Source organism: Synechococcus sp. Tobar12-5m-g (assembly GCF_024345415.1).
Classification (GTDB): Bacteria; Cyanobacteriota; Cyanobacteriia; order PCC-6307; family Cyanobiaceae; genus Regnicoccus.
The window spans coordinates 35,007-56,806 of record NZ_JAGQBB010000019.1; the positions used below are offsets into that span (position 1 = coordinate 35,007).

The 21,800-nt window shown below is 65.7% G+C and carries 24 protein-coding genes; 8 read left to right on the top strand and 16 right to left on the bottom strand.

All coding sequences use genetic code 11. From position 1 onward, the window contains the following. Positions 1-40 precede the first annotated feature (40 nt). The 4 genes from KBY66_RS11845 to KBY66_RS11860 all read right to left on the bottom strand — a co-directional run bounded on the left by KBY66_RS11845 (position 41) and on the right by KBY66_RS11860 (position 5,507). Positions 41-664: a molybdenum cofactor guanylyltransferase gene (locus KBY66_RS11845; protein WP_255089736.1), complete on the bottom strand. Its 624-nt coding sequence runs from the start codon at positions 662-664 to the stop codon at positions 41-43. A 560-nt stretch (positions 665-1,224) separates the two neighbouring features. Further along, complete coding sequence (locus KBY66_RS11850) at positions 1,225-2,514, bottom strand: multicopper oxidase domain-containing protein (protein ID WP_255089738.1); 1,290 nt, start codon at positions 2,512-2,514, stop codon at positions 1,225-1,227. Between the two features lie 490 nt (positions 2,515-3,004). Beyond that, positions 3,005-4,057, bottom strand: coding sequence for a DMT family transporter (locus KBY66_RS11855; RefSeq protein ID WP_255089740.1), 1,053 nt, complete (start codon positions 4,055-4,057; stop codon positions 3,005-3,007). A gap of 19 nt (positions 4,058-4,076) precedes the next feature. After that, positions 4,077-5,507, bottom strand: a complete 1,431-nt coding sequence (locus KBY66_RS11860; RefSeq protein ID WP_255089742.1) for a multicopper oxidase family protein — start codon at positions 5,505-5,507, stop codon at positions 4,077-4,079. Positions 5,508-5,689: 182 nt separating this feature from the next. Here KBY66_RS11860 and KBY66_RS11865 point away from each other — a divergent pair, with 182 nt between their 5' ends. Next, the gene (locus tag KBY66_RS11865) at positions 5,690-6,394 is read left to right on the top strand and encodes a DUF305 domain-containing protein (RefSeq protein ID WP_255089744.1); all 705 of its coding nucleotides are present in this window, start codon (positions 5,690-5,692) and stop codon (positions 6,392-6,394) included. Here KBY66_RS11865 and KBY66_RS11870 read toward each other — a convergent pair. From KBY66_RS11870 to KBY66_RS11890, 5 genes are all read right to left on the bottom strand, one after another. Then, positions 6,370-6,834: a cupredoxin domain-containing protein gene (locus tag KBY66_RS11870; RefSeq protein WP_255089745.1), complete on the bottom strand. Its 465-nt coding sequence runs from the start codon at positions 6,832-6,834 to the stop codon at positions 6,370-6,372. The genes KBY66_RS11865 and KBY66_RS11870 overlap by 25 nt on opposite strands. Beyond that, positions 6,834-8,870, bottom strand: a complete 2,037-nt coding sequence (locus tag KBY66_RS11875; RefSeq protein WP_399225474.1) for a copper-translocating P-type ATPase — start codon at positions 8,868-8,870, stop codon at positions 6,834-6,836. The genes KBY66_RS11870 and KBY66_RS11875 overlap by 1 nt, the downstream gene beginning before the upstream one ends. Positions 8,871-8,968: 98 nt before the next feature. Further along, positions 8,969-9,295 carry a hypothetical protein gene (locus KBY66_RS11880; RefSeq protein WP_255089747.1) on the bottom strand — a complete coding sequence of 109 codons (327 nt, stop codon included), beginning with the start codon at positions 9,293-9,295 and terminating at the stop codon, positions 8,969-8,971. Between the two features lie 24 nt (positions 9,296-9,319). Beyond that, positions 9,320-9,574, bottom strand: a complete 255-nt coding sequence (locus KBY66_RS11885; protein WP_255089748.1) for a DUF3721 domain-containing protein — start codon at positions 9,572-9,574, stop codon at positions 9,320-9,322. A gap of 41 nt (positions 9,575-9,615) precedes the next feature. After that, positions 9,616-9,831 (bottom strand): DUF3721 domain-containing protein, encoded by a 216-nt coding sequence (locus tag KBY66_RS11890; protein ID WP_255089749.1) that lies wholly within the window; start codon positions 9,829-9,831, stop codon positions 9,616-9,618. Between the two features lie 63 nt (positions 9,832-9,894). Here KBY66_RS11890 and KBY66_RS11895 point away from each other — a divergent pair, with 63 nt between their 5' ends. The 4 genes from KBY66_RS11895 (at position 9,895) to KBY66_RS11910 (ending at position 12,234) form a co-directional block, all read left to right on the top strand. After that, complete coding sequence (locus KBY66_RS11895; protein ID WP_255089750.1) at positions 9,895-10,299, top strand: heavy metal-responsive transcriptional regulator; 405 nt, start codon at positions 9,895-9,897, stop codon at positions 10,297-10,299. A gap of 108 nt (positions 10,300-10,407) precedes the next feature. After that, entirely contained in the window at positions 10,408-11,097 is a 690-nt protein-coding gene (locus KBY66_RS11900; RefSeq protein WP_255089751.1) for a DUF305 domain-containing protein, read from the top strand. 8 nt (positions 11,098-11,105) lie between these two features. Beyond that, complete coding sequence (locus KBY66_RS11905; RefSeq protein WP_255089752.1) at positions 11,106-11,498, top strand: DUF302 domain-containing protein; 393 nt, start codon at positions 11,106-11,108, stop codon at positions 11,496-11,498. A gap of 346 nt (positions 11,499-11,844) precedes the next feature. Further along, entirely contained in the window at positions 11,845-12,234 is a 390-nt protein-coding gene (locus KBY66_RS11910; RefSeq protein ID WP_255089753.1) for a hypothetical protein, read from the top strand. A 101-nt stretch (positions 12,235-12,335) separates the two neighbouring features. On the opposite strand, the gene arsJ is transcribed toward KBY66_RS11910, so the two are convergent. Both arsJ and KBY66_RS11920 read right to left on the bottom strand, forming a co-directional pair. Then, entirely contained in the window at positions 12,336-13,589 is a 1,254-nt protein-coding gene (arsJ, locus tag KBY66_RS11915) for an organoarsenical effux MFS transporter ArsJ (RefSeq protein ID WP_255089755.1), read from the bottom strand. Next, positions 13,586-14,632, bottom strand: coding sequence for an ArsJ-associated glyceraldehyde-3-phosphate dehydrogenase (locus KBY66_RS11920; RefSeq protein ID WP_255089757.1), 1,047 nt, complete (start codon positions 14,630-14,632; stop codon positions 13,586-13,588). Before KBY66_RS11920 ends, arsJ begins: the two co-directional genes overlap by 4 nt. Positions 14,633-14,698: 66 nt before the next feature. On the opposite strand from KBY66_RS11920, the gene KBY66_RS11925 reads away from it, so the two are divergent. Together KBY66_RS11925 and arsB are read left to right on the top strand one after the other, a co-directional pair. Beyond that, positions 14,699-15,031, top strand: coding sequence for an ArsR/SmtB family transcription factor (locus tag KBY66_RS11925; protein ID WP_255089758.1), 333 nt, complete (start codon positions 14,699-14,701; stop codon positions 15,029-15,031). Further along, a complete protein-coding gene (gene arsB / locus KBY66_RS11930) occupies positions 15,028-16,185 on the top strand; it encodes an ACR3 family arsenite efflux transporter (RefSeq protein WP_315855508.1) in 1,158 nt (385 codons plus the stop codon). The genes KBY66_RS11925 and arsB overlap by 4 nt, the downstream gene beginning before the upstream one ends. Here arsB and KBY66_RS11935 read toward each other — a convergent pair. The 4 genes from KBY66_RS11935 to pstS all read right to left on the bottom strand — a co-directional run bounded on the left by KBY66_RS11935 (position 16,103) and on the right by pstS (position 19,824). After that, positions 16,103-17,233 carry a sensor histidine kinase gene (locus tag KBY66_RS11935; RefSeq protein WP_255089759.1) on the bottom strand — a complete coding sequence of 377 codons (1,131 nt, stop codon included), beginning with the start codon at positions 17,231-17,233 and terminating at the stop codon, positions 16,103-16,105. The genes arsB and KBY66_RS11935 overlap by 83 nt on opposite strands. A 13-nt stretch (positions 17,234-17,246) precedes the next feature. Next, positions 17,247-17,951, bottom strand: a complete 705-nt coding sequence (locus KBY66_RS11940; RefSeq protein ID WP_255089784.1) for a response regulator transcription factor — start codon at positions 17,949-17,951, stop codon at positions 17,247-17,249. Positions 17,952-18,000: 49 nt separating this feature from the next. Beyond that, positions 18,001-18,636 (bottom strand): Crp/Fnr family transcriptional regulator, encoded by a 636-nt coding sequence (locus KBY66_RS11945; RefSeq protein ID WP_255089760.1) that lies wholly within the window; start codon positions 18,634-18,636, stop codon positions 18,001-18,003. 207 nt (positions 18,637-18,843) lie between these two features. Further along, a complete protein-coding gene (gene pstS, locus KBY66_RS11950) occupies positions 18,844-19,824 on the bottom strand; it encodes a phosphate ABC transporter substrate-binding protein PstS (RefSeq protein ID WP_255089762.1) in 981 nt (326 codons plus the stop codon). A 223-nt stretch (positions 19,825-20,047) separates the two neighbouring features. Here pstS and KBY66_RS11955 point away from each other — a divergent pair, with 223 nt between their 5' ends. Then, positions 20,048-20,701: a ParB-like protein gene (locus KBY66_RS11955; protein WP_255089763.1), complete on the top strand. Its 654-nt coding sequence runs from the start codon at positions 20,048-20,050 to the stop codon at positions 20,699-20,701. Here the strand turns inward: KBY66_RS11955 and KBY66_RS11960 are convergent. Next, positions 20,698-21,450 (bottom strand): TIGR01458 family HAD-type hydrolase, encoded by a 753-nt coding sequence (locus KBY66_RS11960; protein WP_255089764.1) that lies wholly within the window; start codon positions 21,448-21,450, stop codon positions 20,698-20,700. The two genes, KBY66_RS11955 and KBY66_RS11960, sit on opposite strands and share 4 nt — an antisense overlap. Positions 21,451-21,800: the final 350 nt, after the last annotated feature.

Below are 21,800 nucleotides of genomic sequence, written 5' to 3' on the forward strand. Positions count from 1 at the left end.
ACGGCTTGGCACGGCACCGGTCAACAAGCCTGGCGCGGCCTCAGCCCGATTGGTTGCCGCGTGGCGGCCAGTCGGACGGGGTGTTGGCGTTGATCAGTTGGAGAGGATCGAGGGCCACGGCGCTGAAGTTCCGGCTCTGGCGCAACCAGCGCAGCAGGCTGCGGCCGCCACGGGCGGTGAAGGCCTCGGCGGAGTTGCAGTGGGTGGCCGTGGCCGGATAGAGCCCGAGCAGGGGCTGGAGCCGCTGGCCGTCATGGGCAACCTGGATCGTCTCCGGGTTCTCCAGCCCGGCCTCCACCAGTTGTTGCAGGGTCTCGAAACGAAGCCAGGGCATGTCCACCGGGGCCAGCAGCAGCCGTTGGCCCCGGTGGTGAGCCATCAGGCGGGTGAGGGCCAGCAGGGGACCTTCCCAGGGGGCCGGCTCCACCAGCACCTCGATGCAGAGGCCTTGGCGCTCAGCAAGCTGGCGGGCCAGCAGGCCGTGGTGGGGGTGCCGACTCAGCAGGGTGACCGGCTGCCCCAGCCTGCCCAGCAACCCCAGGCCGTGCTCCAGCCAGGTGCCGCCGCCTGGGTGAGCCAACAGGGCCTTGTCAGTACCCATGCGAAGGCTCTGGCCACCGCTCAGCAGGCAGGGGCGGAGCTGGGCGGTGGACGGCGGGGGCATGGGGTCAGGCTGTCAGAAAGGCGGGGATCCGCTTCGGTGCCACTCCACCCCTGGGGACCTGGCTGTCGCAACGAAGGGTGCCGCCAGGGATGCCCGAACCAAGGTTCCCAACATTCTCAGCGCAAGGCAATGGACTCCTCTTCATCGCCTCAATAGGGTGATGAAATCAGGGCGAAAAGCTCTGATAGCTTGATTTTTAGATGTCGCCTTTCTCCATTCCTGATCCCCATCGAATCCACGCATTGAGCCTCACCGACAAGGTCAAGATAGTGGCCAGGGATCTAGCCGGCAAGGGCAAGAAAGCTCAATCCTCAAGCCTGCGTGGGCATTCGCCCTGACAGGCGCGGGCCCTGCGTCAAGCAGGGCAACCGTTGCGAAAATCCCGACATTTCTTACTGAACAGTGACCCACTGTTCAGTTTCCGCAATCCTCCGATAGCGTGAGTTGCCGTCGCAGGTCCGCTGCTGGCGATCACTCCCAGCCCAGGAGGTCCGCCGATGATTCCCACCCGCTTCATGGTCGCCTCCAACCTGCTGGAGTGTGCTGGCAGGCTCGCCTTGCTAAGCGGCGTCCTGGCACTGGTCGCTGAAGCTGCCCTGCTGGCTTGCCTCTGACCGCCAGCTCCAGCGCTGAACGTACGGCGCTCTGCGGACAGTTCGATCCATCTGATTTCCGTGGCGACGCCTGACGGTGAACATGGCGTGCATGCCCGCTTCCATGTGATCGTTCACATGGCAATGGAACATCCACATGCCGGGCCGATCGGGCGTCATGTCCAGCGTTCTGCTGCTCGCCGGGAAGATCTCCGTGGTATCGAGCCGCCGGCCGTTCTCCAGGAGCGTGGCGCCATGCCAGTGGGGGGTGTGGATGTCGATCTCCGTGCCCATGCTCATCACATGCCAGCGCACATGCTCCCCCTCCGCCATCGTGAGACCGGGGAGATCTCCATACACGAAGCCGTTGATGCCATGCATCAGGTTGCTCTCGACGAACTCCTCGTCTTCCGGATTGATCGGGGCGTTGCCGAGAAACTCCCTCATGTTCGTCTCGAGGTAAAGGCTCTTGTTTTCATCGGTCACCGTGAACAGGTTCACGAATTGGCGATCCACGCCCTTGGGCAGCTGCCGTCGTTCGTCCAGGCTGCCGCGTCGGTGGATCACGATGGCCCCCACAAGACCGGCGCTGGTGTCGCCCACCTCGTTCACATGGGAGTGATAGGGCCAGGCGATCGAGTCCGGATCGGCCGGTCCCGGTCCTGAGCGGGGAGGCACCTGCCATCGGTAGGTGAAGGTGCCACCAGCCGGCACGGCATGGCCAGGGCTGCCGCCACCATGGACCTGATGGGCCCGATGGGAGCCAGTGGAATCCCTCGAGCTAACGGCATAGCCGGAACCTTCATTCGCTTTGTCGTAGGCCACCCCATGGGGGTGGAGGCTCACCGGAAAACGGGTTTCGTTGCGGACATGCACCACGATCGTGTCGCCCACCTCGGCGCGTAGGATCGGTCCGAGCGCGCCGAGATGCTCCTCGCGCGAGCCCGGCCTGCGAACCCGGCCCCCATCAGGATTCGCCCCGCCGGAGGGCTGGGGACCATCGAGCAGCGTGTCGAAGTTCGGCCCATAGGAGCGGAACACGGCCTTGCGGTAGATCCGACCGATGCGGTCGGGCCCCGGCTTGAGGAACACCAGTTCCTTCTCCCCGAACGGTGCGGCCGTCATCCGATTGATCGGATAGGAGGGGGAATAACTCCAGAGCATCTCCTCCGCCTTGATCCAGTACTCCCGTGAATGGGAACGCCAGGGTCCAAGCCAGGCAAGCAGCAGAACCGCTGCCACGATGAGAAGCAGCACCCAGGAGGCTGACCTGCGAAGCACTCCTGGCATGACGAACGACCAAACCCCAGCGCAGGGAAACGTAGGGCGCTGCGCGGATCCGGCCTCCACCATTCACTGCTTGTCGGCGTGACATTTGTCACCAGCAATTGATTAATCCGTCACCATCAAGGGCGCAGGGATGATCTTTGGACCTCGGCTACCAGGCATGATTCACGCAGGATCCAGAGTTTGCAGTGGCAAAGAATCAACGGATCCTCCAGCGTGATTGCCTACGCAACTCTGCGCACAAGCGCCTGAAAGAGCAGTGTGCCGTAGGCCGAAGAGCTTGTCGTTTCCCGACTTCATTGCCGGCGAACATACCTGCTTACGCCGGATTGCTTGATTGATGGTCTCCAGATAAGGCAATTCCGCTCCACCCAATGGGACTGCTCTAGCCGGTTCTTGGAGGTGATCAGCCAAGAGCTGGCCATTGATCCGGATCTGAGGCTTAGGCAGAGCCGTCGGGTCAGTGCTGATGGCGGTGGTGCACATCGCTGACGTGGGGGTGCTCGTGGGCCAGCGGGTCATGGCGATGGCGATGGCTGTGCCAGAAGGGTTGGTCAGGCTCGAGGTCCGCGAGTTCCTCCGGTCGGTGGGGATGAATGTGGTGAGCATCGCCGTTTACAGGGGCGTGGAAGTGGCGGTGCTGGTGATCGAGTTCGGCATGGCGGTGCCAGTGGCCATGGCTGGATCGCAGCAGCAAGCCTGTACTGACCGCCATGGCGGCCGCCGCCAGCACAAGCGATGGACTGAGCGGTGAACCCAGCAGGGCCACCGCCACCAGGGCACCAAGGAAGGGCGCGGTGGAGAAGACCACGGCTTCCCTGGCGGCGCCAAGGGAGGCCAGGGCCACCATGTCGAGCCAGATCGACACGCCATAGCCCAGGCTGCCGATGCCGAGCAGGGCGGCGCTCATCCAGACGAACGGAACCGGGTGCCCCTGCAGCTGGGCCACGGCCAGCATCGGCAGGGCAGCCCCGAGGGCCTTGGCGGCGGAGATCTGCAGGGGGTTGCGCAGGCTGAGGCGCTGGGCGAGGTTGTTGTCGATGCCCCAGCACAGGCAGGCCAGGGCGATCCACAGCACGCCCTGCCACTGGCTGCCGCCCAGGGGACCAGCCGAGAGCACCAGGGCTCCGCAGAGCGTCAGGGCGGCCGCCGCCCAGCCGTCACGGCCGAGATGCTCCTTCCCCACCCCCACGGCGATCAGCACCGTGAACACCGCCTCCAGGTTGAGCAGCAACGCCGAGGCCCCCGGGGTGAGCAGCGCCAGGCCCTTGACCAGGGCGATCGGACCGGCGATGCCGCCCAGCAGGGTGATCAGCCCCAACAGGGGGAGATCCTGCCGCTGGATCGGAGCGTGGCGGCTGGTCGGGGCCTCGGCCACGGCCAGGGGCAACAGCACCAACGCCGCACCGGCGTACAGCAGACCCGCCACGAGTACGGGGGAAGGCCCGTGGCTGAAGCTGCCGATCAGCGGAGCGCTGGAGCCGAACAGCGCGGCTGAGGCGAGTCCGGCCATCCAACCGCGGTGCGATTGATCAACCTGCCTGAGCATCGATCTGCAACACCCCCATCAGCCCCAGATCCTCGTGGTCGAGGTTGTGGCAGTGATACACGGTGCGCCCTGGAAAATCCCGGAACGTCGCCCGGATGCGCACCTCCTCTCCCGCTTTCACGAGCACAGTGTCCTTCCAGCGGCGCTGGTCTTCAGGGCGGCCCGCGCGGCTGATCACCTGGAAGGGGTTGACGTGCAGATGGAAGGGATGGTCCATCACGTCGTGATTGACGATCAACCAGTCTTCCGTGCTGCCCAGCGACACCCGGGTGTCAATGCGATCGGGATCGAAGGGCTGGCCATTGATCACGAAGCCCATGCCACCAGCGCCCATTCCCATCCCCATGGCATGGGCCAGGGAGAACCGGCGCGTGCGCTCCGGCTGCGGCAGGGCCGGCACAGGCAGCAGGGCCGCCGGCAGCGGCAGTGGAACCACTGTTCCGGCGTAACGGAGGGTGGCCAGGGTCTGGGGGCCGTTCGCGGCGGGCGCCACCTGGCCCATCCCGCCGTGACCACTGCGTTGATACGGGAGATCGAGCAGGCGGTAGCTGCCGGGCGTCTGGTTGCCCTGCACCAGCACATCCGCCCGCTCGCCAGGGGCCAGCAGAATTTCGTCGAGGGGCTCAGGGGTCGCGATCGCGCCGCCATCGGTGGCGATCAGCACCAGCCGGTGCCCTTCCAGGGCAAGGCGGTAGATGCGGGCATTGGAGGCATTCAGCAGACGGAGGCGCAGCAGGCCGCCGCTGGGGATCGCCAGGCCGGGATTGAGCTCTCCGTTCACCGTGAGCAGTGGACCTTCCCTGCCGAGCATTCGCTCCATGCCCATGCCCATGCCCATGCCGGCTTCACCTGTGGTGGCGGCGCTGGCGAAATCCTTGAGCACCAACACGGTTTCACTGGCAGCCGCGACTTCAGGAATCCGGTCGAGATCGCCGCGCACCACCAGGCCGCCGCCGAGGCCGCCGAACACCTGATCGGCCGAGTGGCCGTGGTGGTGGGGGTGCAGATAAAAGAGGCCGGCCGGGTGATCGCCTGCCACCTGGAAGGCATAGGTGGTGGACCCGCCGGGCGGCACGGTCAGGAAGACGTTGTCGCCTGATCCGGTGGGCGGGATGTGCAGCCCGTGGAAGTGCAGGTTGGTGGGCTCCTGGAGGTCGTTGCGCAGCAGGAGCCGCACCTGATCGCCGGCATTCACCTCAAGCAGCGGGCCGGGCGAGCGGCCGTTGTAGGTGAGCAGCGTGGCGGGGCCACCGGGAACCATTCCCGGCGTTGCGCGGGCCACCAGCTCCAGATCGGCGAGGCCGCCACGGGAGGCCAGCCGGTCTTGGCCCCAGAGGGCAGGCCCGGCCACCGCCGCACCCAGGCCGGCGAGCCCCAGGCCCAGCACCTGCCGGCGCTTGAGGGAAGAGGTCATCAGCGGTCCTCCGAACAGCCAGAGGGAGCCGCAGCTCCCTGGATTCAAGGTAGGGCTTCCAGTCGAGGGGAGAGTCAAGTCCTGGAGGACCGACATCGGCCGGCGCGGATTTGCTGCACCCTTGCCCCTTGACTCTCCAGCCAAGAGGAGACCATACGGTGAGGTGGCCTCAATCTGCCGTCATGCGCCCATCCCGCTTAACCGCCACCTTGATCGGGCTCGGCTCTGCCCTCAGCGTAGCGGCTCCTGCCCTGGCCCAGATGCCCGGTGGCATGAATCACGAAGGGCACCAAGGCATGCCAGGGATGGCCGCCCCGGCCCATGCGGGCCATGCCCATGACGTGGGCCCCGCCGGTGCCACCTACGACCTGCGCTTCATCGATGGGATGGTGCAGCACCACACCGGGGCGCTGCGGATGAGCGAATTCGTCTTCGGCATCGGTGCGCCTGGCGTGGGAGCCCTCGGCAAGACGATCTGGCGCGATCAAGCCAACGAGATCCGGGCCATGGGGCTGTGGCGCAAGGTCTGGTACCCCCAGGCGCCCGTCTATCCGGTGGCGCTGGCAGCTGGCGGCGATCCCAACAGCCTGTCTGGTCTGACCCGCATGAGCCAGGCCCAGATCGACGGCATGCGGATGATGGGCGAGCTCCCCACCAGGGACAACCGGGTGGTGTGGTTCCTCGAAGGCATGCTCCACCACCACGGCGGGGCGCTGATCATGGCCCACGACGCCCTGGCCAAAAGCACCAATCCCACGATCCGCCGTTTCGCGCGAGGCGTGATCGTGGCCCAACGGGCCGAGATCATCGAACTGCGGAGGATGCTGGCGGTGGAGGGATTACGCAAGAGCGAATATCACAATTACGACGCCCTTTTTGCGCTCTGATTGTTGGCCCTCTCCTCCACCACCTCCAGCACGCCTCGCACCATGTTCATGCCGCAGTGGAAGGGATAGACGCCGGCTTCGGAGGGGGGCAACTCCAGGCTGGTGGTGGCCTCAAGGGGCAGATCAAGGGTCTTGTGGAAATCGGGGAAGATCACCTGGGCAACGCAGCCGCTCGGATCGATCCGGTGAAACGACAGCCTCAGAGGCCTGCCTGCCTTCACTTTGATTCTTGAGGGCGCGTAGCCGCCATCGACGGTGATGGTGATTTCCTGCAAGCCCGCCTCGCTCTCGCGGGCCACCACGCCACCGCCATGGCGACCGAGGAACCACCACAGTTCCCAGGCGATGAGCAGCAAGCCAACCATGGCCACCAGCCCTTTGAGGGCCACGGGTTGGTCGATGGTGCGCCAGAGGGGCACTGCGGCAGCAAGGATCAGCATCAGGTGGTTGGAAGAGGTAGGCGCGCGGGGTGGAAGCTCCGCAGCCTCAGGGCATTGCTCACCACCGACACGGAGCTGAAGGCCATGGCGGCGCCGGCGATCATCGGGCTCAGCAACCACCCGGTGAGAGGGAACAGCAGGCCGGCGGCGATCGGGATGCCGGCCACGTTGTAGGCGAAGGCGAAGACCAGGTTCTGGCGGATGTTGGCCATGGCGGTGCGGCTGAGCTCGATCGCCGCCGGCACGCCGGCAAGGTTGCCGGAGATCAGGGTGATGTCGCTGGCGGCGATCGCCACATCGGTGCCGGTGCCCATGGCGATGCCCACATCGGCCGCCGCCAGGGCGGGGGCGTCGTTGATGCCGTCGCCCACCATCGCCACCGGGCCCTCCCCCTGCTCCTGCAGCTTGCGAATCACCGAGGACTTGTCGGCGGGGCGCACTTCGGCGATCACCCGCTCGATTCCCACCTGGGCGGCCACCACCTCGGCGGTGCGGCGGGCATCGCCGCTGAGCATCACCACCTGCAATCCCAGGCGCCGCAGGGCGGCCACCGCGGCCGCTGAACTGGTTTTGAGGGGATCGGCCACCCCGAAACAGGCCTCGATCCGTCCATCCACCACCACGGCCGCGACGCTGCAGGCGGCGGCCTCCAGACGCTCCACCAGGGGCTTGAGGGCGGCGGTGTCGATGCCCAGCTCCTCGAACCAGCGGGGGGTACCGACCCGCACCTGCTGGCCGGCAATCGATCCCTGCACGCCGCGGCCGGCCACCGCCTCGAAGCCCTCCACCGCAGGCAGTTCACTGTCCTTCAACTGGCTGCGGGCATAGGTCGTGATCGCTTCGGCCAGGGGATGCTCCGAGCGGGATTCCAGCGCGGCCGTGAGCGCCAGCAGGGTGCCGGCCGGCAGCACGCCGCCGGGGAGCCGTTCGAAATCAGTCACCTCCGGCTGGCCGCGGGTGAGGGTGCCGGTCTTGTCGAGCACGATGGTGCGCAGCTTGCCGGCGGTTTCCAGGGCCTCGGCACTGCGGAAGATCAGGCCGTTCTCCGCCCCCTTGCCGGAGGCCACCATGATCGAGGTGGGGGTGGCCAGGCCCAGGGTGCAGGGGCAGGCGATCACCAGCACACTCACCAGGAAGAGCATCGCCAGCACGGCGTTGCCGCTGATCAGGAACCAGACCACGAAGGCCGTAATCGCCAGGGCGATCACCACCGGCACGAACCAGCCCACCACCTGATCGGCCAGGCGCTGCACCTGGGTGCGGGAGCTCTGGGCCTGGCGCACCAGCTCCACGATCTGGGCGAGCACGGTGTCGCCCCCCACCCGGCTGACGCGGAACGTGAAGCTGCCGCTGCGGTTCATCGAGGCGCCGATCACGGCATCACCGGCGGCTTTGGCGACGGGGGTCGGTTCACCGGTGAGCATCGATTCCTCCACCCAGGAGCTGCCTTCGCTCACCACCCCATCCACCGGGATCTTTTCGCCGGGACGCACCTGCACCAGGTCCCCTACCATCACCTGCGACACCGGGATCTCGATCGGCTGTCCATCCCGCAGCACCCGGGCGGTGGGGGGCTGCAGCTGCAGCAGCCGCCGGATCGCTTCTGAGGTTTGACCGCGGGCCCGGGCCTCCAGCAAACGGCCCAGCAGCACCAGGGTGAAGATCACCGCGGCGGTCTCGAAATACACGTCGGCCGGAAGGCCTTCGGCGATCAGCACCTGCGGGAACAGGGTGCTGAACAGCGAGGTGAGGTAGGCGATGCCGGTGCCGGCCGCCACCAGGGTGTTCATGTCGGCAGAGTGCTGCCGGAAGGCCGAGACGGCGCCGGTGAAGAAGTCACGCCCGCACCAGAACAACACCGGTGTGGTGAGGATCAGCTGGGTCCAGGGGCTGGTGAACCAGAGCGGCAGGAAGGAATGATGCCCACCGCCGAGCATGTGGGGCAGGCTGGAGACCACCACCAGGACGGTGAGCACGGCAGCCACGCTGACCCTGCGGCGCAACAGCGTTCGTTCCCGGGCCAGCTCCCGCTCCATGCCGTCTGCCGATCCGGCTGGGCCCTCGGCATGGCAGCAAGACGAGCTCGGGGAAGGGGTCATTCCTTCAAGCTAGTGGTGTCCAGTTAGATGGAGAGTTATGTCCCGTGATTTTCGTATCCTGGTTCCTGATCTTTTGCCTTTGAGCTCAGTGATGTTGCTCCCTTTCGGGGGCCGCCGAGCAGCAGGCCGACGCCTGAGATGGCAATGATCAACGTGAGTATTCCGATGATCGCCGAGTAATAGGGCTGCAGGTTGAGCATCCCGAAGTTGCCCGTGTGGACCTTGAGCAGCCAGAAGGCATCGATGTTGTTCGCCAGCATCAGTCCATAGATCGAACCCGACAGCGCGGTGATGATCAGGGGGACCGCTGCGATCGGCACCAGGGCTCGATGGATGCGGCGGCGCAGGTGGCGGCGGCTCATGGGGATCCCCGGCGGCGCTTGGAGTCAGTTGTTCTGCAGGGCCTTATGGAGCGCCTGCTCATTGGCACAGGGCATCCACAGCGAGCCCATGGCAAAGGCGCCCTTGCACTTGAGCTCGACGGCGCGTTGCTCCGCCTCCTGCTTGGTCTTGAACATGCCCTTCATGTGCGCCGCAGCGGGTGCAGTGGTGAGGAGCGGGGCGAAGGCCACCGCCGACAGGGCGACCAGCAAGGCCCACCGGTAGGGCTGTTGGAGGGGGCTGCTGTCGTGCTGGGTCATCGAGTTTTCGCGGGGATGGTCAGAGAAAGGAGCCACTGGTGTCACTTTTCCCGGGAGACGGCCTTCTCGTAGAGATCAAAGTTCTTGCAGGGCATCCACTCCTTGCCCATCGCGAAGGCACCGCTGCACTTGAGTTCCTTGGCTCGCTTTTCCGCAGCGGCCTGGCTCGGAAACATGTCGTTGGCCTGGGCCCGAACGACGCCGGGGCTCAGCAAGGCACCAGCCGACAGGAGGAGAGCCAGAGCGATGCGGTTCACGGTGTGATGGAGGAGCAGTCCTTGATCAGTTTAGAGTCTCCCCACGGGTGGAGAGTCAAGCCCATGGCAGCCGTTGGCATGAAGATCGGGGCCCTCGCCGGCCGCAGTGGCCTGCCGGTCAAGACGCTCCGCTACTACGAGGATCTCGGCCTGCTGCCGGCGATCGGCCGCAGCGAAGGCGGTTACCGCCTGTTCGGTGAGGAGAGCCTGCGGCGCCTGGAATTCATCCGGCGGCTCAAGAGCCTCGGTCTGACCCTTGATGACATTCAGGAGTGTCTGGCGGTGCACGATGCCGGAGAACTGCCCTGCGGCGACATCCAGCGGCAGCTCCAACGGCAGATCGATCTGGTGGACGAAAGGCTGCGGGAGCTGCGTCTGTTCAGGAAGGAACTGCAAAGCCTTCTGCAGAACTGGCAGAGCGATCCAGCGCCAAACACGGCCGTGATCTGCCCCAATCTCAACGTCTGAGCAGCCCCCGGCCGGCGGAGGTCGCATGAACATTCGGCTGAATTGTCAAGCCATTCGCTAACCCATGGCCACCGTGGAGATGGACGGTAAGCGAGCGGTGTCAAAAGGATGACCAACAACGATCCACGCCGAAGAATCTTCGGACGGCCAGCCCTTCTGCTGCTGGCCACGGGAGGCATCATCACGGTCTCCCTTTGGACAGGCACCCGGTGCCTGTCCCAGGGTTGGGGCGGTGCCGGCATGCCCGGGTACGGAAGCGGCGTGGGTGGCCCGGGTCAGATGGGGATGGGCCATTCGGATCAGCAGTTCATCGTGATGATGATCCCCCACCACGACGGGGCGATCGCCATGGCCGATCTCGCCCTCACCCGCGCCAAGCGGCCCGAGATCAAGGAGCTGGCGAAGAACATCAAGGTCAGTCAGACCCGCGAGAACGCCCAGATGCGCGCCTGGTACCGGCAGTGGTTTGGCAAAGATGTGCCCAGTTGGGGGCCGGGCACAGGCTGGGGTTGGCAGAACGGCATGGGCATGGGTGGAGGAATGGGCATGGGCGGGGGTATGGGACAGATGGGTGGTGGCACGAACCTCTCTGCCCTGAGCGCAGCCCCTGACTTCGACCGTGCCTTCATCGAGCAGATGATTCCCCACCACCAGATGGGCGTGATGATGGCCTCGATGGCCCAGACCAATTCCCAGCAACCGGAGCTTCGTGAGTTGCAGCAGGCCATGGTGCGGGTGCAGAGCGATGAAATCCAGCAGATGGCCCAGTGGTATCGCAGTTGGTACGGCACACGCTGAGCCCACCGATGGATCCGTACTTCATCCTCGACACGCCGAAATCCTTCGAGGAAGCGAGCGCCGCTCTGCAAGAGGCGGTGGAGGAGCATGGCTTCGGCGTGCTGGCCGTGCATGATCTGGGCAGCACCCTGCGCAGCAAAGGCCTGCCGTTCCCGGAGCAGTGCCGCATCTTTGAGGTGTGCAACCCCCAGCAGGCCGCCGCGGTGCTCAGCACCACGATGGCGCTCAACATGGCTCTGCCCTGCCGGATCTCGGTGTACACCGAAACCGGCACGACCCGCATCGGCATGATCCGCCCCGAGGCGATGCTCGCCAGCCTCTCAGCCGATCCCTCCATGGGGGAGGTGGCCCGAGCGGTGGAAGCCTCTACCACGGCGATCATCGAGGCCGCTGCGGCCTGACTGCGGCGTGCCATCAGGCTTTTCCAGCTGACTCCAATCGATCCGGAACGCCTGATCCGGCTGTCTTTCGATGGAGCACCGAGGCTTGATCAGCTGGCTTCCGAGAACAGCAACGGCTTTTGATCAGCCAACCATTGGAGTGAACCTCACCAAGCCCTGCAACCGGCCCTAGCCCTTGGCTTCTGCGCAGCAGTAGGGCGCCCGACAAGGGGCGCCCTACTCATTGGAGCCGTCCACCACACTCCTGTTGCAGTGCATCGAGTCCGAGATGTTGTCTGGGTCCCGCCAGTGTCATGCCGGCTCAGAAGGCCATGCCTAGCGTTTGGGCAGTGCCGCCGGGTGGGCCATGGCCGTGGTGAACCGCTGCGCGGTGGGGATCTACCCCAGCGGGCAACTGCTCGACTGGGCCCGGCAGCTCGATCTGGATGTGGAGGTTGCTGGAGCCAGTGAGCCCTGCCTGTACCTGATCCCTGACTACGACACGCAAGAGGAGGCCGAAGAAATCCTCGAGGAGGTCTACGAGGCGATCTTTGAAGCCGAGCTCGACTACTGGCATCGCGACACCGGCACCTGGCCGGCGGAGCGCACTTACGCGGTGTTCCGCAAATGGTTCGAGGTGCGCTTCTACCCCCTGATCCAGGACCTGGTCGGTGATGAGCTCACCGCCACCGAGCTGGATGAGGAGTTCATCGGTGAGCTGCGCACGGCGCTGGAGGGAGTGGAGCCGCTCCCCTGAGCAAGGCCAGACGGCAAAAGCGTCGGCCCCCACAATGGGGTGATGCCCCTGAGCCAGCGCCTGCATCTCGCTCTGTTGGTGGTGGAGGCTGATGCCTGAAATCAGGCCGGCTTGAGCTGCTGCCGCAGGGGCGGCGGCAGGCGAATCCCCGAGAGGAAGGCCAGGGCCACCAGCAGGCAGGAGGCCCACAGGCAGGCCTGCAGGCCTCCCACCAGGAACAGGGCGCCGGAGAGCAACGTGCCCACCAGCCGGCCGGCCGCATTGGCCATGTAATAGAAGCCCACGTTGAGGCTCACCGATTCGGCATCGGTGTAGGCCAGCACCATGTAGCTGTGAATCGAGGAATTCATCGCGAACACGGCCCCAAAGGCCGCCAGGCCCACCACCACGGCAACGCCGGGGTTGCCCACATCGCGCCACAGGCTGATCGCAATTAAGGCGGGGATGGCCGTCAGCACGGCGCTCCAGAACTGCACGGCGGACACCCCCGGAGGTGCACTTTTCCCCCAGCTGCGCCGCAGGGCCGGGGCCGAGGCCTGAATGATCCCGTAGCCGATCACCCAGAGGCCCATGAAGCCTCCCACCTCCCAGTACTTCCAGCCCAGGACCGCCTGCAGGAACACCGGCAGGGCCACCACGAACCAGACATCACGGGCGCCGAACAGGAAGAAGCGGGCTGTCGAGAGCACATTGATGCCCTTCGATTTCGAGAACAGGGCCATGATGGCGGGCTTCTCCTTCATGCGCCCGATCTCGCCGGGCAGCACCAGGGTCATCAGGAAGGAGAGAAACAGGCCGGCGGCCATGGCCCCAACGGCGGCGCTGAAGCCGATCGTGGTGAGCAGCAATCCCCCCAGAAAGAACCCCACCCCCTTGAGGGCGTTCTTGGAGCCGGTGAGGATCGCCACCCATTTGAACAACTGGGTCTCGCCCCGGCTGTAGTCCTCGGGGGTTTCCGGCACCACGGTCTTGATGGCGCTCTTGGCACTCATCTTGTTCAGGTCCTTGGCGATGCCGCTGATCGCCTGGGCCACCATCACGTAGGCCACACTCCACAAGCGCGGCCAGCTGTCGGCCACCGGAATCAGCATCAGCAGGGCAGCCACCTGCATCAGCGTTCCGGCCCAGAGGGTGAGCCGCAGCCCGAAGCGGGCCCCCAGCCAGCCGCCGTAGAGGTTGGTGACGATCCCGAAGAATTCGTAGAAGAGGAACAGAAAGGCGATCTCCAGGGTGGAGTAGCCGAGCTGGTGGAAGTGGAACACCACGAGCATGCGCAGGGCCCCATCGGTGAGGGTGAAGGCCCAGTAGTTGGCCGTGACGACCGCGTACTGCTGCAATCCCGTGAGGTGCTTCATCGGGCGGGACCCTCCAGGACGGCACTTTCGAACGCAGCCACGTGACAGGCCAGATCGGCCATGCGGCAGCTGTAGCCCCACTCGTTGTCGTACCAGGCGTAGACCTTGAGCTGGGTGCCGTTGATCACCATCGTGGAGAGGGCATCAACGATGGCGCTGCGCGAATCGTTGACGTAGTCGATCGACACCAGGGGCCTGGTTTCGTAGCCAAGGATTCCCTTCAGGGGCCCGTTGGCGGCGGCCTCGAAGGCGGCGTTGACCTCGTCCGCAGTCACGGCACGCTCCAACTCGAACACCGCGTCGGTGAGGGCAGCATTGAGCAGCGGCACCCGCACGGCATGGCCGTTGAGCTTTCCCTGCAACTCGGGGAAGATCAGGCCAATCGCCCGGGCCGAGCCGGTGGTGGTGGGGATCAACGACTGCAGGCAGGAACGGGCCCGGCGCAGGTCGCTCTTGAACGCATCCACCACCACCTGGGTATTGGTGACATCGTGCAGGGTGGTGATCGAGCCGTGGCGGATCCCGAAGCTTTCCTGCACCACCTGCACCACCGGTGCCAGGCAGTTGGTGGTGCAGGAGGCGGCGGTGAGCAGTCGGTGGCGGCTGGGGTCGTACAGGTGGTGGTTGACGCCGTAGACGATGTTGAGTGCTTCTTCTCCGGCGATCACACCCTTCACCGGGCAGGCCACGATCACGCGCTTGAGGCCCGCCGCGGTGAAGTAGGGCTCGAGGGTTTCGGGGGTTTTGATCTTGCCGCTGCATTCGAGCACCAGATCCACACCGGCGTCAAGCCAGGGCACGGCGGTGGGATCCTTCTGCTGGCTGTAGCCCACGGGCTGGCCCTCCACCAGGAAGCCCGTCCCGTTCGCTTCCACGGCCTGGGGCCAGCGGCCATGCACCGAGTCGAATTCCAGTAGGTGGGCGGCGGCGGCGGCATCGCCTCCCGGATCGTTGACGTGCACCAGGGAAATGCCGGGCCGGCCCCAGAGGGCGCGGAACACCAGGCGGCCGATGCGGCCGAAGCCGTTGATGCCGATCTTCATTCGGAAAGCCCGCGGTGCTACGAACATAGATCAACTAGAGTTGATTCAAGACGTGTTGCCGATCACATGGCCGATCCAGGGGCTGTTGCCAGTCCGCCGATCCAATCCGAGCAGGCCCGGGCCCTGCTCAAGGCCCTCGCCGAGCCGCTGCGCCTGAGGGTGATCGAGGCCCTGGGCGGCGGCGAGCGCTGTGTCTGTGATCTCACCGCCGATCTCGGGCTGGCCCAGTCGAAGCTCTCGTTCCACCTCAAGGTGCTCAAGGAAGCCGGGCTGCTGGCCGATCGGCAGGAGGGCCGCTGGATCTACTACAGCCTGCGCCCGGAAGCGATCGAACAGCTGCGCAGTTGGCTGGCGGAGCTGGGCGCCCAGTGCAGCAAGCCCGCCGCTCCTTGCACATGAGCGACCTGACCCCGGCCCCGACCGGCCATTGCCGGACTGCCGAAGAACGTGCCGTGCTGGCCAGGCTGTCGTTGCTGGATCGGTTCCTGCCGCTGTGGATCCTGCTGGCGATGGCGGGCGGGCTGCTGCTGGGCCGCTTCTTCCCCGCCATCCAGGGGGTTCTCGATGCGGTGCGGATCGGCAACACCTCCCTGCCGATCGCCCTGGGACTGCTGCTGATGATGTACCCGGTGCTGGCGAAGGTGCACTACGAGGAGCTGGGCCGGGCTGCGCGCGATCGTCGCCTGCTGCGGCTCTCGCTGCTCCTGGTCTGGGGCCTGGGACCGGCGCTGATGTTCGCCCTGGCCTGGATCTTTCTTCCGGGGCAGCCGGAGTTCCGCACCGGGTTGATCCTGATCGGCCTGGCCCCCTGCATCGCCATGGTGCTGATCTGGATCGATCTGGCCCAGGGCGACCGGGAGGCGGCCGCCCTGCTGGTGGCGATCAACTCGATCATCCAGGTGCTGGCCTATGCCCTGCTGGGTGGCTTCTACCTCAAGATCCTGCCCGGCTGGCTTGGCCTGGCCACCCAGGACGTGGCCTTTTCGATGGCGGAGATCGCCAAGGCGGTGCTGGTGTTTCTGGGGCTGCCCTTGCTGGGGGGCTACCTCAGCCGCCGGATCGGCCTGAGCCTCAAGGGACCCCGCTGGTACGAGCAGCGCTTCATCCCGTTCATCAGCCCTTTTGCGCTCTACGGCCTGCTGTTCACGATCGTGGTGATGTTCGCTCTGCAGGGGCAGGCGATCACCTCCGATCCGCTCACGGTGGCCAGGGTGGCGGTGCCGTTGCTGCTCTATTTCACAATCATGTGGACCGTGGCCTTCGCGGTCGGTCGCCGCAACGGCCTGAGCTATGCGAAAACAGCGACGCTTGCCTTCACCGCCGCCGGCAACAACTTCGAGTTGGCCATTGCCGTGAGCATCAGCGTCTGGGGGGTCAGCTCCCGCCAGGCCCTGGCCGGGGTGATCGGCCCGCTGATTGAGGTGCCGGTGCTGGTGGCGCTGGTGTATGTGTCGCTGTGGTTGCGGAGCCTCACACCCCTTTTGGCAGCACCAGCTCCACCACGGCGCCGCCGCCCGGGTGGTTGCGGGCCTGAACCCGGCCCCCGTGGGTGAGGGCGATCTGCTCCACGATCGCCAGGCCAAGGCCGCTGCCGGAGCGGTTGCTGCGCACCCGGGAGGGATCGCCGCGATAAAAGCGCTCGAAGAGATGCTCCAGATCCTCCTCGCTGAAGCCGGAGCCGTGGTCGCGCACCTCCAGCTCCCACCACTGCGGGCTTCCCGTCAAACGCACCTCCACCTCCGCCTGATCGGGGCTGTAGCGCAGGGCATTGTCGAGCAAGTTGAGCAGGGCCCGGTGCAAGCGTGAGGCGTCCCCCCAGAGCAGGCTGGAGGGTCGATTGGGGAAAGCGAGCCCGACACCGCGCTGCTCGGCCAACGGGCGCAGCATCGACCAGACCTCCTCCACCAGCTCGCCGAGGTCGAGCACCTCATAGCGCAACTCATCGCGGGGAAGGCTGTTCTCCAGCCTCGAGAGCTCCAGCAGATCCCCCACCAGCCGCTGCAACCGTTGCAGCTCGCGCTGCAACCGCTCGACCATCACGCCAGGGGTGCCGTTGGACTGGGCGGCCAGGCTGTCCCCCAGCAGCAGCAGGGAGGTCAGCGGGGTCTTGAGCTCGTGGGCCACATCGCTCACCCAACGGCCCTGCTGATCGAGCTGGGATTCCAGCGACCGCCGGCTGCTCAGCCACAGCGCCAACCAGCCCCCCTCCGCAGGTAGCAGGGTGGCCTCCATCGGCTCCTCGCCCTCCTGCCACTCGACGCGCTCAGGGCGCTGCTGGCGCAGGGCGCTGCGAACGGCCTCCTCCACGAGCGGGGCGTCGATCAACGCCGACAGGGGCTGGCCGCGGACCAGGGGAGCGGGACCCAGCTCGAGCAGCCGCTCGGCTCTGGCGTTGATGGAACGAATCGTGAGCTGCCCGTCGAGCAGGAGCAAACCGAGCGGGGCTTCTTCGAGAACCCTGAGCAGCAAGCTGGGTGGGCAGGGGGGGTCCTGGGGGGGACGGCCGGGGAGCCAACGGCGCCGCGCCGGCCTGGAGCCCAGCCAGAAGCCGCCCCCCAACCCCAGGCCAAGGGCAACGACAAGGGCAAGGGCAGCGGCCAAAGCGGCGCCGCCCTCAGCCGAATCGGTAGCCGAAGCCCCGAACGGTGAGGAGATGCTGCGGCGCTGAGGGATTCGCCTCCAGCTTCTCCCTCAGCCAGCGGATGTGAACATCCACCGTTTTGGTATCCACCACGTAATCGGTGCCCCACACCTGATCGATCAGTTGGTTGCGGTTCCAGACCCGGCCGGGATTCTGCATGAAGAACTCCAGCAGCCTGTACTCCTTGGGGGATAGCGACACGGTCTGACCGTCGCGGGTGACGCGGAACTCATCCGGATACAGGCTGAGCTCGGCGTGGTGGAGCACCGCGCCCACCGGAAACTTTTCGCCACCCTGCTGCGAGCGCCGCAACAGGGCCCGGCACCGGGCCACCAGTTCCCGCAGTCCGAAGGGTTTGATCAGATAGTCGTCGGCGCCGAGTTCAAGGCCAAGCACCCGATCGGTTTCGGTGTCCCGGGCACTCACCATCAGGATCGGCGTGCGGGAGTCGGCGCGGCGCAGGTGGCGGCAGACATCCAGGCCGCCAATGCCCGGCAGCATCAGATCCAGCAACACCAGATCGAATCCACCGGTGCCCTGGGCCTGCCGCGCGTCGAACTGCTGGATCGCCTGGCGTCCGTCGGAGGCGCAGACCACTTCAAAACCCTCTTGGTGCAGGGCTTCTGCCAGGGTGGTGCGGATGCTTTCGTCGTCATCGACGATGAGCAGACGCGGCATGCCGATGGCGCTGGTCACGAACCTGACGCTAGGCCATTGGCGGTTGTCATCAACGTCGTTTCGGCAGGTGGCTGATCACCAGGTGGCGCTGGCCATCGATCTGTAGCCAGCCCTCATCCCGCAGCAGGCCGATCACCCGGGTCACGGTGACCCGGGTGGTGCACAGGGCGCTGGCCAGTTCCTGGTGGGTGAGGCGAAGGTTGAGGCGCAGGCCCTGGTCGCAGGGCTGGCCGTACTCCTGGGCCAGCAATTCCAGAAAGCCCCGCACCCGCTCCTCGACGCGTCGCAGGCCCAGCAGCGAGAGCATGGTTTCCGCCTGGCGGTAGCGGCTGACCACCGCCTGCATCATTGCCATGGCCAGATGGGGCGACTGCTCGATCTCGGCGCAGGTCAGGCAGAGCAGGTCGCTGTCGGTCAGGGTGAAGGCCTCATAGGCCAGCACGTTGGTGAGCGGTTCCCCGAACGGCTCGTTCGGCCCGGCCAGCCCCAGCAGGAGGGGATCTCCATGGATGGTGACAGCCTCCAGCTTCACCATGCCCCGCACGACGAGCCAGATGCAGTTCTTGAGCAGGGGAACGGCGCTGCCCGCCGTGATGTGGAGCAGGTTGCGGTTGCGGTAACTGGTTTCCAGGACCTCGCGAATCGCGTCGCTGCGGCCGGCATGGCGAAAGGGGCTCGAAACCATGGTCACGACGCGGGGACACCAGCGGAGTGTATGGAGGGCGACAGACAGGGGGGCAAAGGTGGGATGAGCGACTGATTAACCCGAGGCTAAGAAGCTGGTCCCACTCCGGAGCCATAGATTCCCAGCGAGACAAGAAAAAAGGGGGGCCTCAGCCCCCCGGTGAACCTTGGTTCCCCCAGCGGCTGAGGGAAGGAGCGGCTGGCTGGATCAGGAGCCGATGTTCGCCACCGCCTTCTTGGAACTGTTGAGAATGGATCCACGCAGGGGCACGTAGCCGAGATCGTCGGCCTTGCCCTGGGCGGCGGGGCTGAGCAGATGGCTCATGGCCTTGCGGATGTCCCCAGCCTTGGCCCCATTGCCCTTTCTGTAGGCCAGAATCCAAGTGAGGGTGGAAATGGGATAGCTTTCAGCACCGGCCGGGTTGAAGTCCTCACCAGCCAACATGCCATCAAGCTTGATGTTGTTGAGGGCGGCGGCGCCACTCTTGAGGTTGGGAAGCACGAATTTTCCAGCCTTGTTCTGAAGAGCGGCCGCCTTGACGCTGCCCTTCACAAAAGCCTGATTGACGTAGCCGATCGAGCCCGGAGTGTTCTGGATCACCCCAGCCACACCCTCGTTGCCCTTGCCGCCGACTCCCACAGGCCAATTGACGGATTTGCCCGCACCCACCTTGCTTTTCCAGGCAGGCGAGAAGGCCGAGAGGGAACTGGTGAACGCGAAGGTGGTGCCGGAACCGTCGGAGCGGTGAGCCACGGTGATCTTGCCGGGCTTGCAGCCGACCTGCTTCCAATCCTTGATCTCGCCAAGGAAGATATCGGCAAGCTGCTTCTGGGTGAGCTTGAGGGTGCAGCCCGGGTTGTTGAAGCCCACCGCAATCGTGCCGCCAACGGAGGGGAATTGCACCACCCCGCGGCTCACCTTGGCGGCGTCAGCGGAGCTGATCGGCTCATCAGTGGCACCAAAATCCACGGTGCCGGCGATGAACTGGCGCACCCCTGCGCCTGAGCCCACCGATTGATAGTTCACCTTGGGCCCACCAGCGGCGGCCAGATCAGCGAAGGCGCGCTGATAAAAAGGGGCTGGGAAAGAGGCTCCTGCGCCGTTGAGGGCGCTTTGAGCCGAAACCGTTGCGCCTGTGCCGAGGATGGCAAGAACGGAGAAGATCGAGGCCTTCTTGGCGAAGGTCATCAGAGAAGCCAATCAAGTTTCCACCGAATTATTAGCAGGCAAGGAGGATCGTTTGAGTTATGCCTAGATTAAGAAGGCGTCAAGGTTGGTGCGTCAATCCAATTTTTGGTTCGCACCGTCACAACGCATTCCCTGCGCACGTCACCTTGGGCGAAACCCGTCAGCGACGATCCCGCCTCTCCCATTCGGTGACAATGCCCCAGCCGCTGGCCTGAATCTCCGCATGGTGCTCCAGCTCCCTCCCTTTGAGCCCCTCCCCCCCCCGCCCGACTCCCCGAAGCAGTTGTTGGAGGTGCCGGTGGCGCAGCTTCAGCCCACCCAGCTCTGCGTCGGATTGGCGGAGGTGCGCCACCGCCGCGCCGACTTCGCCGGTGAGAGCGCCAAGGATCGTCGCCGCTACCTGCGCGGCAAGCCCGTCCCGCTTGTGCGCAGCGCCGCGGGGGAGCTGTGGATGCTCGACCGACATCACCGCCTCAGCGGCCTGATCGCGGTGGACCCCGACGCCACCGCCTTCGGCTACGTGGTGCTGGAGCTGGATCTCGCGGTTCGTCGAGATGTTCTGGAGGCCCTGCTCCATCGGGGCTGGCTGTACCTCTACGACGCCCGGGGCCAGGGGCCGCAATCACCCCAACGGCTGCCCACCGGGCTCCATGACCTCCAGGATGACCCCTATCGCAGCCTCGTCTGGGCCCTCAAGCAGGAGAAGCTGATCGAGGCGGCGCCGCTGATTCCCTTCCACGAATTCCGCTGGGGGGCCTGGCTGCGCAGCCGCAGCCTGCCACCGTTCAGCTCGTTGCGGCTGGAGCCCGCCCTGCCCGCCGCCCGGGCCCTGGTCCGTTCCCGGGCCGCCTCCCAGCTGGCCGGCTGGATCGGCTAACCCCAACCAAGCAGGCCCGGCAGATCCGCCACGCTCGCGATCAACCGGGCCTCTGGAGGCAGGCGTTCCCGGTCGGAGGGCACATACTTCCCTGTTTGCACCAGGCAGCCCCCCAGGCCCGCCGCCATGGCGCCGATCACATCGGCCTCCAGGTCATCGCCAACCATGAAGCAATCCCCGGGTTGCAGGCCCACGGAGCTCACCAGCTCCTGGAAGTATGCCACCGCTGGTTTTCCCATCACCACCGCCTCGACACCGGCGGCCCATTCGATCGCCTGGAGAAATGCGCCGGCATCGAGGAGCAACTGGCCCCCTTCCCGGAAATAGCGATTTCTACCGATGCCGATCAGCGGCATGCCCTGCTGAACCAGCTGAAACACCCGATTCAGCGCTCCATAGGTGAAGCCATCGCGGGCATCCCCGAGAACCACGCAGTTCGGCTGGCACACGGCGAGATCGGCAAAGCTGGCGGCGATGGCGGGATGAACCAGGGCATGGGGACGCAGCCGGTGGCGCATCAGGTACTGGCGTGTGGCCAGCGGAGCCGTGAACAACTCAGCGGCTTCGAGGTCGAAACCCAGCCCATGCAATTCGGCCTGGATGGTGGCCTGGTCCTTCGTCGCCGTGTTGGTCACCAGGCGGATCGGCACCCCCCGCTGCCGCGCCCGCGCAACCAGCCCGAGGGCACCGGGAATGGGCAGGCCGTCTTCCACCAGCACCCCATTGATGTCAAGGAAGAGAGCCTGCATGGGATCGCTCCGGAGGAAGGGCGGATCAGGCCAGCGGCCGCCGCTGGTGGGAACAGGCCGCTTCAATCATCACCCCGGGGTGCTCATTGACAGCGTTAAGGCAGAACACAATCACCCCAGGACATTGGCGCCTTTTGATGAAGAAAATGGCGCCAACCCAGCCCCAGAAGGTTGACAACCCGACGGATTGACGGTCCCGCTTCACAATCCCCACTGGCCAATGGCCTAGGGAGACTCTGGAAAACCCCACCACCCTGCGCGAGAATGGCCGTGTGATCGCAGGCGTGAACAGGGTTCATGGGCATCAAGCAGCTCGGCTTTGGTGATTACGAGCAGTCCACGGCCAAAAA

What these genes read in the sequence shown, in the direction of transcription:
- KBY66_RS11955 (WP_255089763.1), top strand. Translation starts at nt 20,048, where the DNA reads ATGGTGCTCCAGCTCCCTCCCTTTGAGCCCCTCCCCCCCCCGCCCGAC.
- pstS (WP_255089762.1), bottom strand. Translation starts at nt 19,824, where the DNA reads ATGACCTTCGCCAAGAAGGCCTCGATCTTCTCCGTTCTTGCCATCCTC.
- KBY66_RS11910 (WP_255089753.1), top strand. Translation starts at nt 11,845, where the DNA reads ATGGCCGTGGTGAACCGCTGCGCGGTGGGGATCTACCCCAGCGGGCAA.
- arsJ (WP_255089755.1), bottom strand. Translation starts at nt 13,589, where the DNA reads ATGAAGCACCTCACGGGATTGCAGCAGTACGCGGTCGTCACGGCCAAC.
- KBY66_RS11945 (WP_255089760.1), bottom strand. Translation starts at nt 18,636, where the DNA reads ATGGTTTCGAGCCCCTTTCGCCATGCCGGCCGCAGCGACGCGATTCGC.
- KBY66_RS11885 (WP_255089748.1), bottom strand. Translation starts at nt 9,574, where the DNA reads ATGACCCAGCACGACAGCAGCCCCCTCCAACAGCCCTACCGGTGGGCC.
- KBY66_RS11920 (WP_255089757.1), bottom strand. Translation starts at nt 14,632, where the DNA reads ATGAAGATCGGCATCAACGGCTTCGGCCGCATCGGCCGCCTGGTGTTC.
- KBY66_RS11870 (WP_255089745.1), bottom strand. Translation starts at nt 6,834, where the DNA reads ATGCTGATCCTTGCTGCCGCAGTGCCCCTCTGGCGCACCATCGACCAA.
- KBY66_RS11860 (WP_255089742.1), bottom strand. Translation starts at nt 5,507, where the DNA reads ATGACCTCTTCCCTCAAGCGCCGGCAGGTGCTGGGCCTGGGGCTCGCC.
- KBY66_RS11855 (WP_255089740.1), bottom strand. Translation starts at nt 4,057, where the DNA reads ATGGCCGGACTCGCCTCAGCCGCGCTGTTCGGCTCCAGCGCTCCGCTG.
- KBY66_RS11875 (WP_399225474.1), bottom strand. Translation starts at nt 8,870, where the DNA reads ATGGAGCGGGAGCTGGCCCGGGAACGAACGCTGTTGCGCCGCAGGGTC.
- KBY66_RS11925 (WP_255089758.1), top strand. Translation starts at nt 14,699, where the DNA reads ATGGCCGATCCAGGGGCTGTTGCCAGTCCGCCGATCCAATCCGAGCAG.
- KBY66_RS11895 (WP_255089750.1), top strand. Translation starts at nt 9,895, where the DNA reads ATGGCAGCCGTTGGCATGAAGATCGGGGCCCTCGCCGGCCGCAGTGGC.
- KBY66_RS11905 (WP_255089752.1), top strand. Translation starts at nt 11,106, where the DNA reads ATGGATCCGTACTTCATCCTCGACACGCCGAAATCCTTCGAGGAAGCG.
- KBY66_RS11845 (WP_255089736.1), bottom strand. Translation starts at nt 664, where the DNA reads ATGCCCCCGCCGTCCACCGCCCAGCTCCGCCCCTGCCTGCTGAGCGGT.
- KBY66_RS11960 (WP_255089764.1), bottom strand. Translation starts at nt 21,450, where the DNA reads ATGCAGGCTCTCTTCCTTGACATCAATGGGGTGCTGGTGGAAGACGGC.
- KBY66_RS11900 (WP_255089751.1), top strand. Translation starts at nt 10,408, where the DNA reads ATGACCAACAACGATCCACGCCGAAGAATCTTCGGACGGCCAGCCCTT.
- KBY66_RS11880 (WP_255089747.1), bottom strand. Translation starts at nt 9,295, where the DNA reads ATGAGCCGCCGCCACCTGCGCCGCCGCATCCATCGAGCCCTGGTGCCG.
- KBY66_RS11865 (WP_255089744.1), top strand. Translation starts at nt 5,690, where the DNA reads ATGCGCCCATCCCGCTTAACCGCCACCTTGATCGGGCTCGGCTCTGCC.
- arsB (WP_315855508.1), top strand. Translation starts at nt 15,028, where the DNA reads ATGAGCGACCTGACCCCGGCCCCGACCGGCCATTGCCGGACTGCCGAA.
- KBY66_RS11940 (WP_255089784.1), bottom strand. Translation starts at nt 17,951, where the DNA reads ATGCCGCGTCTGCTCATCGTCGATGACGACGAAAGCATCCGCACCACC.